Annotated in this window: 20 protein-coding genes; all 20 read right to left on the bottom strand. The window is 51.9% G+C overall.

Annotated features, from left to right (window positions below; genetic code table 11):
• Positions 1–15: 15 nt before the first annotated feature.
• Positions 16–687 (bottom strand): ABC transporter permease, encoded by a 672-nt coding sequence (locus CBW46_RS03375; protein ID WP_089198581.1) that lies wholly within the window; start codon positions 685–687, stop codon positions 16–18.
• Positions 684–1,889, bottom strand: coding sequence for an ABC transporter ATP-binding protein (locus CBW46_RS03380; RefSeq protein ID WP_089198582.1), 1,206 nt, complete (start codon positions 1,887–1,889; stop codon positions 684–686). Before CBW46_RS03380 ends, CBW46_RS03375 begins: the two co-directional genes overlap by 4 nt.
• A 125-nt stretch (positions 1,890–2,014) precedes the next feature.
• Entirely contained in the window at positions 2,015–2,542 is a 528-nt protein-coding gene (locus CBW46_RS03385; RefSeq protein WP_089198583.1) for a DUF2179 domain-containing protein, read from the bottom strand.
• Between the two features lie 529 nt (positions 2,543–3,071).
• Positions 3,072–4,022 carry a carbohydrate ABC transporter permease gene (locus tag CBW46_RS03390; protein ID WP_089198584.1) on the bottom strand — a complete coding sequence of 317 codons (951 nt, stop codon included), beginning with the start codon at positions 4,020–4,022 and terminating at the stop codon, positions 3,072–3,074.
• Complete coding sequence (locus tag CBW46_RS03395) at positions 4,019–4,951, bottom strand: carbohydrate ABC transporter permease (protein ID WP_089198585.1); 933 nt, start codon at positions 4,949–4,951, stop codon at positions 4,019–4,021. Before CBW46_RS03395 ends, CBW46_RS03390 begins: the two co-directional genes overlap by 4 nt.
• A gap of 1 nt (position 4,952) precedes the next feature.
• Complete coding sequence (locus CBW46_RS03400) at positions 4,953–6,278, bottom strand: ABC transporter substrate-binding protein (RefSeq protein ID WP_243633141.1); 1,326 nt, start codon at positions 6,276–6,278, stop codon at positions 4,953–4,955.
• 320 nt (positions 6,279–6,598) lie between these two features.
• Positions 6,599–7,915: an ABC transporter substrate-binding protein gene (locus CBW46_RS03405; RefSeq protein ID WP_089198586.1), complete on the bottom strand. Its 1,317-nt coding sequence runs from the start codon at positions 7,913–7,915 to the stop codon at positions 6,599–6,601.
• Positions 7,916–7,945: 30 nt separating this feature from the next.
• Positions 7,946–8,752, bottom strand: coding sequence for a carbohydrate ABC transporter permease (locus CBW46_RS03410; RefSeq protein WP_424445860.1), 807 nt, complete (start codon positions 8,750–8,752; stop codon positions 7,946–7,948).
• A 36-nt stretch (positions 8,753–8,788) separates the two neighbouring features.
• Complete coding sequence (locus tag CBW46_RS03415) at positions 8,789–9,661, bottom strand: carbohydrate ABC transporter permease (RefSeq protein ID WP_089198683.1); 873 nt, start codon at positions 9,659–9,661, stop codon at positions 8,789–8,791.
• A gap of 3 nt (positions 9,662–9,664) precedes the next feature.
• Positions 9,665–10,738, bottom strand: a complete 1,074-nt coding sequence (locus tag CBW46_RS03420) for an ABC transporter ATP-binding protein (protein ID WP_089198588.1) — start codon at positions 10,736–10,738, stop codon at positions 9,665–9,667.
• A 66-nt stretch (positions 10,739–10,804) separates the two neighbouring features.
• Positions 10,805–11,638 carry a metallophosphoesterase family protein gene (locus CBW46_RS03425; RefSeq protein ID WP_089198589.1) on the bottom strand — a complete coding sequence of 278 codons (834 nt, stop codon included), beginning with the start codon at positions 11,636–11,638 and terminating at the stop codon, positions 10,805–10,807.
• Positions 11,639–11,663: 25 nt separating this feature from the next.
• On the bottom strand, positions 11,664–11,999 hold the full coding sequence (locus CBW46_RS22125) for an HAD hydrolase-like protein (RefSeq protein ID WP_341538161.1): 336 nt from the start codon (positions 11,997–11,999) through the stop codon (positions 11,664–11,666).
• A 3-nt stretch (positions 12,000–12,002) separates the two neighbouring features.
• Positions 12,003–12,569, bottom strand: coding sequence for an HAD-IIA family hydrolase (locus CBW46_RS22130; RefSeq protein ID WP_341538162.1), 567 nt, complete (start codon positions 12,567–12,569; stop codon positions 12,003–12,005).
• Positions 12,521–13,246 (bottom strand): glycerophosphodiester phosphodiesterase, encoded by a 726-nt coding sequence (locus tag CBW46_RS03435; RefSeq protein WP_089198590.1) that lies wholly within the window; start codon positions 13,244–13,246, stop codon positions 12,521–12,523. The genes CBW46_RS22130 and CBW46_RS03435 overlap by 49 nt, the downstream gene beginning before the upstream one ends.
• Before the next feature lie 191 nt (positions 13,247–13,437).
• Complete coding sequence (locus CBW46_RS03440; RefSeq protein WP_243633142.1) at positions 13,438–13,974, bottom strand: glycerol-3-phosphate responsive antiterminator; 537 nt, start codon at positions 13,972–13,974, stop codon at positions 13,438–13,440.
• A 259-nt stretch (positions 13,975–14,233) separates the two neighbouring features.
• Positions 14,234–15,034: an ABC transporter ATP-binding protein gene (locus tag CBW46_RS03445; RefSeq protein WP_089198591.1), complete on the bottom strand. Its 801-nt coding sequence runs from the start codon at positions 15,032–15,034 to the stop codon at positions 14,234–14,236.
• Positions 15,021–16,031 carry an ABC transporter ATP-binding protein gene (locus tag CBW46_RS03450; RefSeq protein WP_089198592.1) on the bottom strand — a complete coding sequence of 337 codons (1,011 nt, stop codon included), beginning with the start codon at positions 16,029–16,031 and terminating at the stop codon, positions 15,021–15,023. Before CBW46_RS03450 ends, CBW46_RS03445 begins: the two co-directional genes overlap by 14 nt.
• Before the next feature lie 2 nt (positions 16,032–16,033).
• Positions 16,034–16,870: an ABC transporter permease gene (locus tag CBW46_RS03455; RefSeq protein ID WP_089198593.1), complete on the bottom strand. Its 837-nt coding sequence runs from the start codon at positions 16,868–16,870 to the stop codon at positions 16,034–16,036.
• Position 16,871: 1 nt separating this feature from the next.
• Entirely contained in the window at positions 16,872–17,882 is a 1,011-nt protein-coding gene (locus CBW46_RS03460; RefSeq protein ID WP_089198594.1) for an ABC transporter permease, read from the bottom strand.
• Positions 17,883–18,080: 198 nt separating this feature from the next.
• A complete protein-coding gene (locus CBW46_RS03465) occupies positions 18,081–19,949 on the bottom strand; it encodes an ABC transporter substrate-binding protein (protein ID WP_089198595.1) in 1,869 nt (622 codons plus the stop codon).
• Between the last annotated feature and the right edge of the window lie 82 nt (positions 19,950–20,031).

The raw sequence follows: 20,031 nt of genomic DNA on the forward strand, positions 1-20,031 counted from the left end.
ATATTCTCCCCCGTCCTACATAGGCTCCGAAACCGGCTGTGATTTGGCACGGGCCGTCACCCATTTTTCGGCAAGACCGAGAAGAAAGTCGGCAGCCAATGCTAAGAGAACAGCCAGGATGGCGCCGGTGAAAATTAATTCCTCACGGTTCACGCCCAAGCCTGCAAAAATAAGCTGTCCCAGTCCGCCTGCGCCTATGAGCGTAGCCAGGGTCGCCCAGCTGATGATATATACCGTGGTCACCCGTATGCCCGACATAATGTACGGAAACGCCAGAGGCAATTGAATGTTCACCAGCCGCTGGCCGGCGCTGTAGCCCATACCCTTGGCCGCCTCCAGCAGGTTCTGGTCTACCGCCTGGAAGCCGGAGTAGGTGTTTCGCAGAATCGGCATCAGCGAATATAAAAATAAAGCGAAGATGGCCGGAGTGCGGCCGATGCCGAGAAGCGGAATCAGGATGGCGAGCAGCGCCAGACTGGGAATCGTCTGCAGAACATTGGCAATGGCAAACACAGCGCTGTTCAGCCAGCGCACCCGGTTGCCGGCCAGCAGCACACCCACAGGGATCGCCACCAATGCTCCCAACACGACGGATACCAGCGATAACATAAGGTGCTCCTGCAGCGCCTTCACAATATCATCCTGACGGCTGGCGATAAACTCCCAGTATGCATACAAGCCGTTCATCGCCCGACGCCTCCGTCCGCTGCCACTTGCTCCGCGGCAAGTGTAATATCTCCGCCTGACAGCATGGCTGCATCCTCCTCGGGAGGTGTGTATACTTCAGCCAGATGCCGGACGATACTGCCTTTAGTGATCAACCCCACAAAGCGGTCGTCGCGTACGACGGGCACGTACGGCAGCCGGTGTTCATTCATCAGAGCCAACGCCGCAGACAGCGGGGTCCCGGATTGCACTACATGCTCGAACGGCTGAGTCACATCACCGAGCTGCGCGTTCTCTTCACGATATCGATCAAGCACCCGGAAAATCGAAGCATATCCTAGCAGCTGGTTGTTTCGTCCCACCACGATCAGGGAATCGACACGGCGTCTTTCCATGATTTTAATCGCCTCGGCCATCCCGCGGGTAGGATACGCCGTCACCGGGTTCTCCGACATCACCTCGTCGACGGTAAGATTAGCCTCCGGCATGCCGGTTTGCAGCCTGTTTTTACCGATAAAGCTCCGGACGAAGTCGTTCGCCGGATGTCGGAGGATATATTCGGGCTTGCCGCTTTGCACCACTTCCCCATCCTTCATCAGAACGATGGTATCGGCGATTTTGATCGCCTCATCCATATCATGGGTAACGAAGACGATCGTCTTCTTCAACTCCTGCTGCAGCCGCACAAGCTCATCCTGCAGCTGTTCACGGCTGATCGGATCGAGCGCGCTGAACGGCTCGTCGAGCAGGATAACGTCGGGTTCAGCCGCCAGCGCGCGGATGACGCCTATGCGCTGCTGCTGTCCGCCACTCAGCTCTGCGGGATAGCGGTCCCGGAAAGTATCCGGATCGAGGCTGACCATTCGCAGCAGCTCATCGACCCGGTGGTTGATCCTCTCCTTATCCCAGCCGAGCAAACGGGGAACGACCGCCACATTTTTGGCAATCGTCATGTGGGGAAATAAACCTACGTTCTGTATCACATATCCGACACGTCGCCGCAGCTGCACCGGATCCATAGTTGCAACATCTTTTCCACGGATCAGTACTTTCCCGGACGTTGGATTGTTGAGCCTGTTGATAAGCTTCATCAACGTCGTTTTACCGCATCCGCTTGGACCGATCAGTACGGTCAGTTCGCCCTCTTTAAATTCAATGTCCACTGATTTCAGAGCAACGTAACCATCATCATAACGTTTCTTTATTTTCTCAAACTTGATCATCCATTGACCACCCTTCTATAAGTATTATGATTTAAACTTATAATTGGGTTTTGAAACATAACTTTTTTTACCATATGATAAAGTTTGTTCGCCAGTGCACAATTTAGGCTCGTATGACGCGCGTATTACGGCTGGTCCTTGAGCCTACGGGCCCAGAAGCCGCCTCGAAATGTGCGGGGCTCATATGAAATAACAAACGCCTTCGGTGCAAGCTCCTGAATGATTCGCATCAAATGCTTTTCCTGATTTCGTCTCGCCAGAACCTGCATCACCAGCCGCGGGCCGTCCCGCCCTTCCGCCATCCAACTCGTGACGCCGAATCCATGATCCCGCAGCCGTGCAGGCAGGGATGTGGACTCATAATCGACAACGATCTGCAGGGTCGAATATCCCAACGCGATCCATTCCTCAATTTTGATGCCGAGCCATACACCACCGCCCCAACCGATACAATAAGCGGCCAAATTCCAAGGATCGTCAATATTGTTCAGCACGATGTTAAGGGCCATCAAGTACACAAACACTTCGAACATACTGATAAAAGTAGCAAGCGCCCGTCTAGCCTTCATAACAAGAATAATCCTGATTGTAAACAGCGTCACATACACCACGTTCATAACTATGATGGTTGCAATCATTTCCAAGCCATTCATTCCTCCGTCACCTCTCTTCTCTTGTTGCGCCGCTCTGTTGTGTCGCTCAATGTAACTACCTAATATTGCGACAGTTCAAGCTTGGTGTCTAGTCTAACTTGTTGGTGTCACGCTGCCCGCCCACGTGTTCATGGCCTTTTCATAGAGTTTCTCCACTTGTACGATCGTGCAAACCAAACCGGTGCTCGGTGAAATGTCACACAGCTGTCCCCGCCTCCTTCAGCACCAGACAAAAAAAGTATGGCTGGCCGCCACCTATGACACGGCTTACAACGAAAACAGGGAACCACTGCTGTGGCTCCCGAAATATTGCTTGCTCTATTTCGTCCAGGATAGTATTTTCAACAACCGGGTAAACGGTCATGTTCAACGCACACCGCGCTGCCTGGCTGTGCCCTTACCAGTTTACACCTTGCGTTTGACAAACGCCAGTCCTACCGAGGCTCTGTTGATATCCGCCTTGACGGCCTCTGCTCTTCTATATCATAAAGATCGCGAGATGCCTTGCGGAAACCCTGAGCGGTCCGCCTCAACCCTTAGTGCCGGCAGTCAAATTCATGCCGCTGATAAAATATTTTTGGAACAGGAAAAACAGCACGATCACCGGCAGCAGCACCAGAACGGAGCCGGCCATCAGGTAGTTCCACTGCGTCGTGTTCGAGCCGCGGAATGATTGCAAGCCGATCTGCAGCGTGTACATTGATTCTTCATTCAGGTACAGCAGCGGTCCGAGGAAATCGTTCCACGCCCCATTGAATGCCAGAATGCCCACGGCTGCGATAATCGGTTTAGATATGGGCATCATAATTTTCCACCAGATGTACAGATGGTTCGCGCCGTCGATTTTGGCGGCCTCAATCAGCTCATTCGGCACAGACATGTAAAACTGCCGGATCATGAAGATCATAAACGCGCTGCCGAAGAAGCCCGGAACTACCAACGGGAGATAGGTACCCACCCAATGCAGCTTCGAAAATAAAATATATTGTGGAACCATGACTACGAATCCCGGGATCATCATGGTGGCCAGTACCACCGAGAACAGAACATTTTTTCCCTTGAATCGGATCTTCGCGAATCCATAGGCAACGAAAGTATTGGACAAAATGTGGCTGATGACGGCCAGCACCGCTATCACCAAGGAGTTGACGGTGTATCGAGTAAAAGGCGCGGCCCGCCATGCTTCGACGTAGTTACGCCAGTGCAGCGTGTCGGGGAAAAAGGCCGGAGGAAAGCGCATGATGTCCTCCATCGATTTCAGTGAAATGGATACCATCCAGCCAAGCGGCAGCAGCACCACAAAAGCGCCGGCAGCTAACAGCATCGTGAGTATCGTTCGTCCTACCAGTGCTTTGGCCTTCCTTCGCCGATACCATGGTACTGCGGCTGCCGCACGTCTTTCGACCGTTTGCTCCGTCCCGCCGTCAGTTAACTGGCCCCCCTGCGCCGTTGAACTGTTCAGTGCAGCATCCGTTCTCATCTGCCGTCACCCCCCTCGTAGTACACCCAACGCCGAGACAATTTTAGATTGAGGACGGTCAAAATGATCACGATAACGAACAAAATCCATGCCATCGCCGAGGCATACCCCATATCAAACACGGTGAACGCTTTGTGCCACATATGAAGGTTATAAAACAACAGTGAATTCTGTGGCCCCCCTGTCCCGTTTTCCGTCATGACATAGCCTTCCTGAAAAATCTGAAATCCGCCAATAATACCGGTAACCAGTTCAAAGAAGATGACGGGCGAAATCATCGGCAATGTCACATGATAAAACCGCTGTAATACCGACGCGCCGTCCAACTCCGCCGCCTCATATAGCTGCTCGGGCACTGCCTGCAGACTTGCCAAATATAGCAGCATGCCGCCGCCCACCGCCCACAGCTTCATGAAAATAACAGCGGGCTTGGTCCACTGCGGGTCGGTCAACCAAGCGGGCCCCTCGATATGAAACCAGCTGAGGACCAGATTGACAATCCCGGAACCTGGGTTAAGCAGCTGCATCCAGAGAAAGTACACACCCACACCAGACAGGACCGCCGGCAAATAATAAATGGTCCGGAACAGCCGCATGCCGGGAATCTTTTGGTTTAAAGCAACTGCAACAAGCAGCGCGCACGCAGTCGACAGCGGCACGCTCACAGCCACGTAATACAGCGTGTTTCCAAGCGATTTCCAGAACAACGCGTCATGGAAAAACATCCGTTCATAGTTGCCAAGCCCAATGAAATTCATACGTGAGGTGATATCGTAATTGGTGAAGCTGGCGTACAGCGAAAACAGCAGGGGGAACAAGGTAAAGAGGAGGAAACCGACCACCCACGGAGAAACGAAAAGGTAACCCCAAACGGATTCCTTTTTATCGAGGGACAACCCCTTGCGGGGCTGTGCGGTACGTGCGCTCATCTCACTCACCTCCCGTATTTTGCTTAATCAGATTTTCCACATCCGCCTGAGCTTGGTCTAAGGCTGCTTTGGGATCCATTTCGCCGTTTATGGCGGCGTCAACCTGAGGCTGAATCAGATTTTTGTAATCCGGCGCGTGCAGCGGAGTAGGATATAGCTTGGTCACCTTCAGATTTTCCACGGCCGCTTGATACACCGGGTCGCTCTGCAGCTGCGGGTCGTTCGACGCTGCTTTGTTGGCGACATTATCGAAATTTTTCTGCGCCCAATGCGTTTGCGGACCGGTGTCAGTGAGGTATTTCATAAATTCGAAAGCCTCCGCCGGGTGCTTCGCGCCTCTCGGAATTTCCAATACAAAGCCCCCTCCTACGGACAGATGCCCAGCGCCCGGCGCCTTCTCCGGAATCGGAGCGATTCCGTAGTCCAGGCCTTTGCCATAATCACGCAGCTGTGTCTGGAATGTTACTGCTTCCGGCCAGATCGCTACTTTGCCTGTGATGAAAGGGTTGGATTGGTTATTTCCGAAGCCGGCTTTGAACTGGTCCAGATTCTTCGCGCCGATCCGGTCGGCATAGCTTTTCACATATTGCAGCGCCTCAAGCTTAGCCGGAGTATTCACCGCAGGCTGGCCATTTTTGTCGAAGAAGCCTGTACCGCCATCAAAATTCGTCATCAGTACATCCCACTGGAATCCGCCGTACTGTGGAGCATACCCGATGCGCTCATATTGATCTCCGTTCTTTTTGTCCAGCTTCTCGGCTACCTCAGCCAGCTCGGCCCAAGTTTGCGGAAACTTCTCCGGATCAAGTCCGGCTTCCCGGAAAGCCTGCTTGTTGTAGAACATCATGCGTGTATCGGTATTGAAAGGGAGAGCGTAGGGCTCGTCTTTATACATCACTGACTTCCAAAGCTCTGGATAAAAGCGGTCTTTCAGCGAGGGGTCTTGCTGTAAAAACTGCGACAAATTGAGGTTTTGGTTCTTGTGCGCACGAAGCGCCGTGCCGTTAATGTCGTTGACGATAACGTCCGGTGGGTTTCCCGCTGCGATCGCAGCAAGGTTTTTCGTCCAGATATCGCTGAATGGTACGTATGTGTGTTTCACCACGATTCGATCTTGTGATGCGTTGAAATCCGCGATCATTTTTTCGATCACCGGCCGCCTGGTCTCGGATCCCCAAAACGTCCAAAAATTGAGCGTCACCTTGCCATCCGCATCGCCGGTCCCAGGAGCGGCGCCCGCGCCGTTGTTCGCGCAGCCCGTCAGCATCAAAACAGCACTCATTGCCGCTGCGGCCAGAGCGGATGATTTTATTCTCTTTGTTTGCATTACCGGTGTGTCCTCCCTTTTTCGCTTGTCGGTATCGTATCCATCTTTTTAAACCAAGCGCGGGGAAAAGAAACACCTCACCGGAGGCCGGCCATATTTTATCGAAGAAGCCTGTACCGCCATCAAAAAATCGACACATCCCACGGAGGAATAGAAAAGGACACAGACGAACCATCGCCGCGTCCAACCCTCTACCCCGTAATGCACGCCCGCTGTGGCATTAAGAATTTGTATATTTGTCTAGTCAACATCGTGTGTTATCGCGAAAAAAAAGCAAAACCCAACGTCACATATGACATCGGGTTTTGCTTTTTCGCCCATCACTTATTTAACAATTTATCGGCCTTCTCTCCGGCTTCCGCAATCGTCTGCTCGGCGGTCACGGAGGAATCGACAACAGACAGTGCGATTTGATCTTTGATGATCTTCGCAATCTCCGGATACGGCTTTAGCATGGGACGCGGTCTGGCATGCTGCAGCTGGTCCACAGCCACTTTAAACAACGGCTTTTCTGCATACAGCTTTTTCATCTCTTCACTATCCACGGCGCTGATACGGCTAGGGAGGTAACCTGTATAGGAACTGGCATAAATGGTTTGCTGCTTGGACGTCATCCAGTTGATGAATTTCCACGCGGCTTCCTGTTTCTCTTTAGGCAGCTTAGCGGACATCACCAGATTGCAGCCGCCTGTCGGCACTCCGAAGCTCTTGTTGGCGGGCATCAAGCTTGCGCCGAGCTCAAAGCCCGAATCTTTGGCCACCTGCATCAGCTTGGTCAAATCTGCCGTCGAAGAGAACAACATGGCCGATCGCTGATTCTGAAAATCCGTTTTTGCCTGAGTGCCTGCATCATCGGCTGTCGGGATTTTCATGATACCTTCTTCCTTCATCTTGAGCATGAACTTCACCGACTCAATGCCGGCAGGGGAATTGAATTCCGCCTTTTTACCGTCGTCGCTGATCATCTTGCCCCCGCTTTGCGCAACCATCGCCTCGTAGAACCAGATGTCGATCGGCATGGTCATGCCGACACGTTGTCCGGGTACGGTCAGCTTGCGTGCATATTCCTCCAATTCCTGCCAATTTTTCGGGCCGTTCGGATCAAGCCCCGCCTGCTGGAGCAGCGTTTTGTTCAAATACAACAGCGGCGTGCTGCGAAGATATGGCAGGCCGTACAACTTTCCGTCCACATAAGAGTTGCCCATCAAGCCCGGAACAAAATCTTTCATATCCACCTGATCTTTTTGGACAAACGGCGTTAGATCCTCTGTCATTCCCGCCTTGGCAAAGACGCCGATCGAGGCGATTTCATTCTGCCACACTTCCGGCGCATTGCCTGCCGCGAATGCTGCTTGGGCCTTGGCGTGCTGCTCATCATAAGTTCCTTGGTAATGGGCTTTTACCACGATCTCGTCCTGGGATTCGTTGAATTGTTTTACCAGGTTTTCATTATTTTCACCAATCTTATCTCCCCATGAATACCAATAATTGATCTCGATCTTCTTCTTTGCTCCACCCGCTGCGCCATCCTGTCCGGCAGAGGCACTCCCAATGGCTGCCGGCGCGGTTTCAGAACCGCAAGCCGTCATTGAAAGTGCAAGCGATCCTGCAGTCACTATAGTCAACAATTTTTTCATATGAGAACCCTCCGCCTATCGATATGATTTTTATTTGACTCCCGAATACACGAATGCTTTAATGATCTGACGCTGCGCCACAAAGAACACAGCCAGAATAGGCAGAACCAGAATCATGTTGCCGGCCATCAGTATGTGCCACGCGGTCCCTCCGTCAACTTCACGGATTTTGGCGATACCTATGGGCAATGTTCTTGCTACGTCCGTGGTGGTCATAACCAGTGGCCAGAAGTAGTCGTTCCAATGGGCAATGAAACTGAATAAGGCGAATGTCACCAAAGTCGGACGGGCCATGGGCACCATGATTTTGGTAATGATTTTCCATTCTGACGCATCATCCAGTCGTGCCGCTTCAATCAATTCCTCCTGCACCTGTTTGAACGACTGCCTTAACAGAAAGATGCCGAACGCACTTGAAGAGAACGGTAAAATCAAAGCGAGCAGCGTGTTCAACATGCCCCATTTGCTGAGCAGCAGGTACACCGGTAAAAAAATGAGCTGGCTTGGAATCATAAGGGTAATCATAGTGACGCCGAACAGGAAGCGGTCTCCCTTAAAGCGATATCTCGCGAAAGCATAAGCGGCAAAAATAATGGTAATAAACTGTAAAACGAGAATGCCCACCGACACCAGCACGCTGTTCATGAAATATTTCAAGAAGGGGCCGGAGTTCCACGCGACCGCAAAATTTTCCCATTGGATGTCCGTTGGAATCCATTTGGGCGGAAAGATAACCGTTTCGGTATAAGATTTCAGCGAAGTCGAAATCATCCACACGAACGGGGTTGCAAACACGGCGACCAGGATGATTAAAGCCATGAAATTCAATGTTTTCATGACAGGTTTAGCGATTGGCATGTTTCCCGCGCCCTCCTAGCGATAATGCACTTTTCTGCTTAACAGTTTGAAATATACGAGCGTAAGCACCCCGACCACTACCAGCAGCACCACGCCTGCCGCGGAAGCATAACCTATTTTGAAAAACCTGAAGCCATATTGATAAATGTAAAATACCAATGTATTGGTTGAGTTCACGGGTCCGCCCTGGGTCATGATGGCAATGGTTTCAAATACCTGAAATGAGCCGATCATACTAATAATGACTAAGAAAAACAGAGTCGGTGACAGCATGGGCAGCGTGATTTTGTAAAACGTTCTAAGCGGCCCCGACTCATCCAATGCTGCAGCCTCATACATGTCCTTCGGTATGCTTTGCAGGCCGGCGATGAACACGAGTGTGTTGAAACCGATGCCTTTCCACACGGCGACGATCACGAGTGACAGGAGTGAGCTTTTCGGATTGCTGAGCCATTCCAGCTTCGGCAGTCCCAACAATTCGAGGATCCAGTTGAGCAAGCCGAATTGCGGATCCATAAGCCACATCCACACCAACGAGACAGAGACCAGTGAAATGATGTGCGGACTGAAAATGGCCCCCTGTACTATTCCGTAGAACATGCCTTTCCGATTAAGCCAGATCGCAAGAAACAACGACAGCACGATGGTCAAAGATACGGTGAGCAGCGTGTAGTTCAAGGAGTTGCCCAGAACCTGACGAAACTCCCTGCTGTCGAACAGCTCCACGAAATTATCTATGCCCACGAAATCCTTCTCCGGGCTGACGAAATCCCAGGAATACAAGCTGAGATAGATCATGTAAAAGATAGGATAGATGAAAAATATCGTGAAAGTGATAATAGCGGGCCCCACCATGACGTACGGACGGAGACGGTTCCAGACAGGCATCAATTAGGTGCCCCCCGCAACCAGTCTTCGCGCCTCATAATGCTCCGCTTCACGATTTCGCACACCGTGACTGTCAAAATAGAACAGATCGGAATGAGGCACCGACACAATGACCTCGGTCGCGTTTTCGAGCGGCTGCAAAAAGCTTTTCACATGAAATGTGCCGGCATGCGACTGCATTTGATAAATGATCTCCGCTCCCAAAGTTTCCCTAGTAACGATTGAAGCTGGAATATGCAGCCGGTCCGGTTTACGATCATGGGCATGGTTGATCACTGCTTTTTCCGGTCTGAATCCGACGTAGTGCAGCTCGCCTCCGCTTGATTCCGCCGTCCCGAGCTCGGAGACGCGCAGCACGTTCATCGGCGGAGTGCCTATGAATTGAGCGGTGAACACGTTGGCCGGATCGTTGTAAATGGTCATCGGGGTGTCCGCCTGCTGCACACGGCCCTTGTCCATGATGATGATTTGATCTCCCATCGACATCGCTTCCACTTGATCGTGAGTCACATACACAAATGTCGCGCCAAGCCGTTTATGCAGCTGGATGAGCTCAGTTCGCATCTGGCTTCGCAGCTTCGCATCCAGATTGGACAGCGGTTCGTCCATCAAGAACACTGCAGGGCTTTTCACCATCGCCCGGGCCAGGGCGACACGCTGTCTTTGCCCGCCGGAGAGGGACTGGGGCTTCTTGTTCAAATATTCAGACAGACCTACGATCTCCGTAATCTCTTTAATCAACCTTTCCCTTTCCGGCTTTGGCACTTTGCGATTCACCAGACCGAATTCAATGTTCTCTTTCACCGTCATCATCGGATAGAGCGCATAATTTTGGAATACCATCGCAACGTTGCGTTTGCCCGGCTCCACATTGTTGACACATCGGTCGCCGATCCAAATCTCGCCGCTCGTCTGCTGCTCCAAACCGGCTATCATCCTCAGTGTGGTGGATTTTCCGCAGCCCGACGGACCGACCAGTACCGTGAACGAGCCGTCTTTGATTGTCAGATCCAGGTCTTTGACGACACTCTCCTGCCCAAAGCTCTTCTCAACATGGTTTAATCTGATTTGAGCCACTGATCTTCGCCTCTGCTTTCTGTTACAATCTTGGATAATACGTCTTAACGGCGTGGCGTTATCGTCTCACACGGACGCCAGTATATTTACCTGCATGCTGCAATCCGTATCCGCTCCACGGGCTTCTGCGAAAGGGCCGAATCCCGGCATTTTCGTGTTGAACCGGATAATGTGATCGGCAAGATTCATCTCGTCGATTGTGACGAGCTCCGTTTTCACCAGACCGTCCTTCAGCTCTACAATACGGAAGGCGGGAATGTCCAAGCATGCGGCGGTCTGGATGTAATGCCATCCGTCCTGCTGTACGATCGAATTAACATGATTGTGTCCGCAGAAGAAAAATCCCGGGCCTTTTTTGGTATTGAGCACTGCTTTCATATCAATGTCCGGATGGATCGAGAGTTTATCCATATCGGAACGCGTGGTTGTCGCGTAAACAGGATGGTGGGAGAACACAAAAACCGGTTTCACGCCCGACTTGTCAAGCTGCTGCTGGAGCCACTCCAACTGCTGATCGTCCATCTCCCCGCCCCAATCGTTGTGATCCATTTCTTTGGTAGAATCGAGGAAAATCAGCGTGGCCTCCTGTGTGTCAATCGCGCTGTATCTTTGCTGTCCGGTAATAGCCAAAATGTCCGCTTTAGGGATCGAGTAGGCATCGTGGTTGCCAAGCACGTGGATGAAATTGCGGCCGCTGCCGTTGATCCGGTCGAATACATAGCGGAACTCCTCCGGAAAACCTTCATGGGTAAGATCGCCTAACGAGATGTGGAAATCACCCTCCATAGTCAAGAAAGTGCTCAACATAACGTTATACGCTTGATCTCTCGCCTCGATCATTTCCTGTGTGCCGGCAGCCATCCTCGAATAATGAAAATCTCCCATAAGAACCAGACGCATTTGTACATACCTCCCACGTTTTTGGTTATGCCGTGTTCATCGTTGTTCTGTCGGTTGTTGCCGTTTGCTGTGTATTTCCCGTGTTTGCAACCAGTTCACCTAACGTCGCAATCACATAATCGGGAAAGATGTTTAATCTTTCGATATCGTCTGCGGAGGCGATACCTGCCAGAACGAGCGCGGTTCTCATATCGCTGTTGGCGCCGAGCAGAATGTCGGTTTCCAGTCTGTCCCCGACCATCAAACATCTGCCGGCGGGTATCCCCAGCCGCTGCAGCGCTTTGCTTGCAAAGTAAGCTGACGGCTTGCCGATAACGACATCGGCTTCGGATTGGCTGGCAGCCTCCAATGCCTTGACCAACGATCATGTGTCGGGGATGACATCGCCGGCTACGGGACAGCAGGGATCCGGGTTCACCGCAATCAGCTTCGCCCCGCGGCGAATCGCCTTCATTCCGAAATTGAGCTTGTCGTAGGAAAACTTCCTGTCCAGCCCGACCAATACATGTGTCGCGGCCAACGGATCGACCGTGGTCCGCAGGCCGCACTGGCGCAATTCCTCCCCCAGCGCCGGTTCGCCCAGTAAATAAATGACGGCATCGGGCGCATACTCCTGAAAATACAGCGCTGATACATAGGTCGCTGTAATAATCTCATCCAGCCCGCATGGCAGCTCAAGCCGTTCAAGCCGTCTGCGGCAGTCCTCACGGGTTTGGACGGAAGTGTTGCTTAAAAACATAATTTTCTTGTTTCTCTCACGGAGCTCTGCAATCGTGGCTTGCACGTTAGGCAGCAGCTTGTCGCCGAGAAATATGGTACCATCCAAGTCAAAACAGTAAGCCTCATATGAGCCTAACGCTTCCATATGACCGTTCTCCCCGTTTAGTTCACAGCAGCCGCTGAAGCTGTTCCGGCCACCGTGTTGATCCATTTTTCCAGCTCATCTGTGCATACCAGAACCGACGGATACTTTAACATCTCTTGCATCTGTTCCTCTTGGTTAACAGTCCAAGCAATCAGCTGGATATCGTTCTGCAGACAGAGATCCACATACCGGTCCATGATAAAACCATGATGCATCGATAAATAGCGAGCATTCATTTCCTGAGCCATGCTGAGGAAAGCCGGCGAGCCGCCAAAAGTGATCAGCCCGAGCGCCAGTTCCGACGACAGCGCGCGCATTCTTATCACAGCGTCATGGTCGAAGGAAGACACGATGACATCGTTCACAGCAGCAGTCTGTTCAATCACTTGGTACACCTGTTCTTCCAAACCGGGATACAAGCTGCCCATTTGTTTCAGTTCAATGTTCACGCGAATGCGGTCTTTGCATAGGAGCAGGGCTTCCTCTAACGTTGGTATGCGTTCATTTCCAGCTATGACGAACCGCTGAAGCTCAGCCGCCGTATAATCCTTCACCCGGCCCCGGCCGTTGGTCGTACGGTCAATCGTATCATCATGAATCACGACCGGAACGCCGTCTTTGCTCAGGTGTACATCCAGCTCAAGATGCGAGAAATTCAATTTGCAAGCCACCGCGAACGACGACAGCGTGTTTTCCGGCAATTTACCGGGATATCCTCGATGCGCAACCCCTCTAACAGACATACCAAAAAACCTCCTTGGATAATGGTGATGCCAAACGCAACACATCTGCTCATGTGAAGCTAACGCTAATTTGGGCACAAAAAAACCAGCAGCAGAAATCCCCCCTTTTGTTTTACCAAAGGATCGTTGATTCAGTGGCCACTGGGTTTTCTCATCGTCTCCACCCGCAGGCTCGATATTTTGTTGTTGTTTTACCAAAACCTGCTGTCGCCGATAGAAACAAAGTCTGCACCGTTTTCCAGAGCAAGCCTTATTTCCTCATCATGCCGGATTAATCCCCCTACGATTAGGGGCTGTGTAATTTTCCCCTTCACTTCCCGAATGACGCGCGGCATCAAACCGGGCATAAGCTCCACTTCGTCCGGGCCGCACTTATTAATCATGCGAACGGCCGTTTCTACGGCGGCTGAATCAATCGCGAAACAGCGCTGAATGCTTCGAATCCCCGCTTGTTTGGCGGCAGCGACAGCATTGCTCTTCGTTGTCACTATGCCATCCGCCTTAAAAACCTCAGCCAAATATTGAATGGAGGAAGCATCCCTGCCGATGCCGCCTACCATCTCGATGTGTACGAATACTTGCTTGCCGACGTCATGCAGCCGCTCAATGATAGGTTTTAAGTTATTGATTGTACCGGCCATCAAATTGACCCTTCGAACACCGCTTGCCAACGCATCGGTTATTTGATCCGCCTCGGTGATCGACGCAATAACGGGATAAGTTTGCAAGTCGCACGTCCTCATTTTCTCCATATCTTGATCATCAGGTGCTACAAACAGAATAAGCGACATTTATTATCGCGGTATCAGACGGATGTAAAGCTGCCATTAATTTTGTAATATCACCAAAAAATGCACTGGGGCACATTCGCGCAGTTTAAGGATGCGGATGGCAACACTTTTGTGCTAAAAGGGTAACAAAAAAGCTTCCATGGCGGATGCCATGGAAGCTTTTTTACGTATCAGCCAGCCCGCACAGATTCCCCGGCTAACTTAAATCCCAGGCAGAATGGATTTTCGGTACATCGGCAATGAGCTGCTGCGTGTAACGATGCTGCGGATTCAGTATAATCTCGTCGGCCCGGCCGCTTTCTATCACGTTGCCCTTCTCCATGATATATAACGTGTCACTGACGTAGTAAGCCAAACCGACATCATGCGTGATGAAAATAATGGTCATGTTATTCTCGTCGCGCAGCTTTAACAGCATATCCAGTATCGTCGATCTGGAACAGGCATCCACCATCGAGGTCGGCTCATCTGCGATTAACACCTTCGGATGCAGCATGAAGATTCTAGCGATCATCAGCCTCTGCATCTGCCCTCCGGACAGCTCGAACGGATACTTGTTGTACAGTTCCTCGAACTTCAGATTGACGAAGGTGCAGGCTTCTTGCATCTTGCGAAACTGCTCGTCGGCGCTCAGCTTCAGCCCCTGCAGCCGGATGCAATCCTTCAGCAGCTTCTCGACTTTGTGAAACATATTAAAGGATGAGAATGGATCCTGGAAAATGGCCTGTATATCTTTCCAATACTCGCGTCTCTGTGAATGGTTTTTCAACAGCCGCGGTTTCCCCTTGTATTCGATGGTCCCCGCGGTTTCTTTGAGCAGCCCCATAATAATCTTTGCCAGCGTGGTCTTGCCGCTGCCGCTCTCGCCAACGATCGAAACGATCTCCCCTTCATGGAAAACGAAATTGACATCGTCGAGGGCTGTTGTTTTGTTTTTGCCATAGCCGAAAACCTTCGTTATATCCCTGCCGGTAATCAACGCCTTACTGCTGCTCATGCCTATACCACTCCTTCAATGTGCCGGTATCAAAACGACACCGGTAAATGCGCCCATCTACCGTTTTGCTGTCCACTTTGCCCGCCCTGCACTCATCTGCAGCGAAGGCGCAGCGCGGCGCGAATCTGCAGCCCGGCGGCACATGCTTAAGATTCGGCGGCGCCCCGGGAATGGCGGCAAGCTTATGTCCTTTCATGCCTTCCTCCGGCACGATTATCGAACCCATCAGCCGTTTTGTATATGGGTGGAGAGGATCGAACACCATCTGATGAGCAGTACCGCGCTCGACGATTTCTCCTGCGTACATAACAACGATATCGTCAGTCACATGGTACAACAGCGGAAGCTCATGTGTGATGAACACCAATGCCTTGATGAATTGCTTGTCAAGCAGGTTCTTCAACAGCTTGATGACCGCCTTCTGCGAGGTCACGTCCAGTGCGGAGGTAGGTTCGTCGGCAATGAGCACTTTCGGGTTGAGAATAGTGGAAATGGCGATCACGGTCCGCTGCTTCATGCCGCCTGACAGCTCGTTCGGATACGAGCTCAGCACGTTTTGCGACAGGTTCAACGTTTCGAATCGTTCGGCCGCCAGCTGCCATACCTGCTGCTTGCTCAATTCTGGCCGGTGTTCTTTCATAATATCTTGAATGAAGCTAATGATTTTCATGGTTGGATTGAGCGCATTCATTGCCGCCTGCGGGATATAGGCGATCTCTTTACCCGACACCTTCCGTCTGAGCTGCTCCTTGCTCAGCTTCATAATGTCCGTACCGTCCACATGGATCGAGCCGCCGCCATAGTGCAGCGGAGGAAAATAAAAACCCATCAGACTTAACGCCAGCGTGGACTTACCGCAGCCGGATTCACCGGCGATCCCGAGTGTTTTCCCCTGCTCAAGAGCAAAGTCCACCCCATCTACAGCGTAAACCTTCTCGTTCAACCGGGTACGATAGTAAGTTTTTAAGCCGTTCACTTCGAGGATATTTGTGCCCATAGCTAGCTCCTTATTTTCGGATTGAAAATTTCGTCCATCCCCGCATTCATCATATACAGCGAGAAAGTGATGACCGCAATGGATAGCGCTGCCGGAATAAAGGCCCACCATGCACCCGCCACCGGAGCTTCGAACACCAATGCCCAGTTCATCAGAATGCCAAGCGAGATCGTGTTATACGGCCCCAGGCCAAGCATGGAAATGGACGCCTCGGACAAAATCCCTGACGCCGTTTGCAGTACGAAAGCCATTACAACATAGGAAGCGATGTACGGCAAAATTTCAAAAACAATAATTCTGGGCGTGCTGTGGCCGGAAATTTTGGCTATATTTACATGATCCCGGTTTCTAAGCGATGTCGTTTGCGCGCGCACCGCCCTCGCGGTCCACGGCCAGCTTGTAAGTCCGATGATCAGCGCAGTGATGAGCGAACTCCGGGAATTAATGCTCACAGAGACGAGGATCAGAATGATAAAGGACGGAATCACGATAAAAATATTAGTCACCGCAGTCAGAATGTTATCCCACAAGCCGCCGATGTAACCCGACGCAAGCCCGATCGCCAGCCCGATAACGGTCGCACAGATGCCGGCAATCAAACCGACTTTGACTGAAGTCTTTATCCCGTACATTAACTCCAAAAATATATCCCGGCCGAAGTTATCCGTACCCAGCAGCATGTCGCCATCAGGCGGTTGGAACGCCAGTCCCACCATTTCCAGCGGGTCCTGCGGGTGAATTAGCGGATAAGTAAGCACCAATGCCATCATCAGCAGAAAAGCCGACGCACCTATAACAAATTTGGGTGATTTTATCAGGATGTTGAGCGAATTCTTCATTTTAATGTTCCTCCGCTTGTGCAGCCTTGATCCTCGGATCGACGATGCCATATATGATTTCAATCGTGAAGTTAGCCAAGAGCACGGTGACCGCTATGAGCAGCGTACAGCCTGATATCAACGGATAATCCAACTGCCTGATCGCCGTGAACAGCCAAGTGCCGATGCCGGGATAGCTGAACACGATTTCACAAATCAAGGACCCGCCGACCATGGTGCCTATGGATAGGGCCAGTCCGGTTATTTGCGGAAGCATCGCATTTTTGAACACATATTTCGCTATGGTCGAATCACGGATACCGAGCAGCTTGCTGTACAATACATAGTCCGAATTCAGCTCATAAATGGACATCTCTCTCATACCGATCGCTTGACCGCCGATTGTGACCAAAACGATCGAGAGAAATGGCAGCGTGTGGTGCCTGATTACCGAACCAATGAATTCGAGGCTGAGATTCGGCATCATCTGATAATCGTAGCCCCCGGAGAGCGGGAACCAATGTAACGTAAGCCCGAAAATGTAGAGCATAATGATAGCCAACGTGAAAAACGGTATGGAGTTGACGAACAATGCCGCAGGGAAAATGACTTTGTCCAGTACGCCCTTCCTGTATGCCGCGACAGCGCCGAGAATGTTGCCGAGAATCCAGCCGGTGAGTATCGCCGGAAGCTGAAGACCCACGGTCCATGGCACGGCGGAAGCCAGAATATCCGTGACCTTTTTCGGGTACAAACCAAATGATGTGCCGAGATTGCCTGTCAGCAGGTTTTTCACATAAATCAAAAATTGGGTGCCAATCGGTTTATCGATGCCGAACTCGACCATGAACGTTTCGTATACTTTTTTGATACTATCGCTGTCCGTCATCCCTTGCGTCACCTGGGAAGCAATCATGCTGACCGGGTTGCCCTGAATAAGTCGCGGCAGCATGAAATTCAGACTCACAGCGATCAGCAGAGTGAGGAAATACCAGAGGAATTTTTTCACAAAATATTTTGTGTAGGCATTCAACAGATGCACACCCCCGTGAAAATAGTGGTGATGCCGAGTTGTGGAAAGAGGCCTATGTGCGGGCTCGTGTGTAGATACCGCCTTGATCATAGGCCTCCGTTCACGGCCGCTCGTGCCGGCTCATGACGCACGCCGATACCGGCCCGTGCTCGGCTGGTGCAGACACCGGCGCCTCGCGCTGGTACGGAGCGCGCCCAGTCACCGCCGTGGACCCCTCGCGGCGTCGTGGTTAGTTATATGAATCTGATACAAAGCTCGCACGCCGGCGCCATCGATGGCTATCTGTGGAGGAATGTTAGTTTCGTCGCCCTCCACCGGGAACCCCTTCCACACGGCTTCACTCACGGTGTAAAATTTCCACGGTCTGTACATAAGAGGAATGGATGGAACATCTTTCAGCCAAATTTGGGTCAGCTCGGTGTACAGGCTTTTCAGCTGTGCTTCATCTGAGATCATCGGGATTTGATCTATAATTTCATCCGCCCGTGCATTCTTGTACCGGCCCCAGTTCCAGAAAGCCATCTCCCCGGCCGCAGGTACGCCCTTCGAGTACATGATTGTCCTTGCGCGGCTCCAAGGCTGGCTGGGGCTTACGCCGCCGGCGGGCGTGTTCATAATGATGTCGAATTTGCCTGTCTGCAGATTGTTGTTCCACACGGGCTGCTCAGGAAACTTCGTTCTGATTTCGATGCCGATCGCTTTGCTGCTTTGGGCGGCGATTTCGAGCGCAGCGTTCCAATCGGACCAACCGTAAGGGCATTCAATCTCAAAAGGTCCGAGCCGTGTGCCGTTCAACACCCGGATTCCGTCAGGCCCTTTGGCGGCCCCGATCTTGTCGAGCAGCTCATTCGCCGCCTTCACGTCAGTTGCCCACTGCAGCGGCTTGAGCGCCGCTTGATCGACGTACTTGGCTTCCGTGCCCGACGGGAGCGTCAGAGCCGGCTGCATTGCAGGTGAGTAACCGCTCATCGCGAGGTCAGCGATCTTTTTATAGTCGATGCTCATAGCGATCGCTCTGCGCACATCCGGGTTGTCGAGACCTTTTTCCGCCACATTAAAGAAGATGGACGGCATTGAGCCTGGCAGATAATATGGGGCGTCCTTGAGATATGTTTTCACCGGCTTGCCGTCCTTCCACATATTCCACACCTGTGGGGTAAACTGCTGTGATACGTCCACTTGTCCGCTCTTGAAGGCGAGGTCTCCGGCAGCGTTATCCTTGTAAATGATATGGGTGATATATTTGGGGGCCGGCAGCTTGCCGAACAGCGATTTGCCCCAATAGTTATCGTCTCTTGCGACGATGATTTTCTGGTCATTGTAGAAATACATTTTGTAAGGGCCGGTGCCCACTGGATCTGCGTTTATGTCTTTGCGCAATGTCGCCAGGTCGTTCCCTGCCTGCTTTTCTTTTTCCTCCCAAATATGCTTCGGCAGCATTGGGATGAGTTCGATACTATCCAGCACAGTCAGCTTATTCGGATTCGTCTTGCTCAGCTTGATGTTCACCGCATGCGGTCCGTCCGCCACCACATCTTCCACGTATGCCCAAAAACTGCTCCAATTGATCTGATACTTCTGCCCAAGCTTGTAGGTGTATGCCACATCGTCAGAAGTGAATGGCTTGCCGTCGCTCCACTTGGCATCCTTATTCAACTCTACGCGCAGCGTCACGTCATCGGTCCAGGTGTAGCTCGTGCCGAGCAAAGGTTCCAGCTTGCCGTCCAACTGGTTGATCATAAACAACGTTTCATAGATCAATTCCCGGGAGTCCCCGTAGTTCACAGGGAACGCCGAATTGCCGCTTAGCACGTTAAAATTTGTGGGTGCACCCCACTGTATACCGTTAATGTAAAGCGTTTCGTTTCTGGGCGTTTCCTTGGGTCCGCCTGCTTGCCCGGTTTGCCCGGCAGTTGGAGGCGCGGCACCGGGTGCACCCGCCTCCTGCTTGCCGGTGGATGGCTGGCTGTTGCCGACCGCCGGCGGAGGCGTGGACTCACAGCCTGCGAGCAACACCCCGGCGAAGGCAAGCGCAAAGATCGGGCTGGTCAGTAATCTCAATTTCATCAGCTGCACTCCCCTTTCGATGTATACAACAGTTCTAAGGCAATGGGCACGGGCGCGGCGCAGCTTTGCAGCGGGCCGCGGC

The organism is Paenibacillus xerothermodurans (assembly GCF_002220865.2).
In the GTDB taxonomy this organism is placed as follows: Bacteria; Bacillota; Bacilli; order Paenibacillales; family NBRC-103111; genus Paenibacillus_S; species Paenibacillus_S xerothermodurans.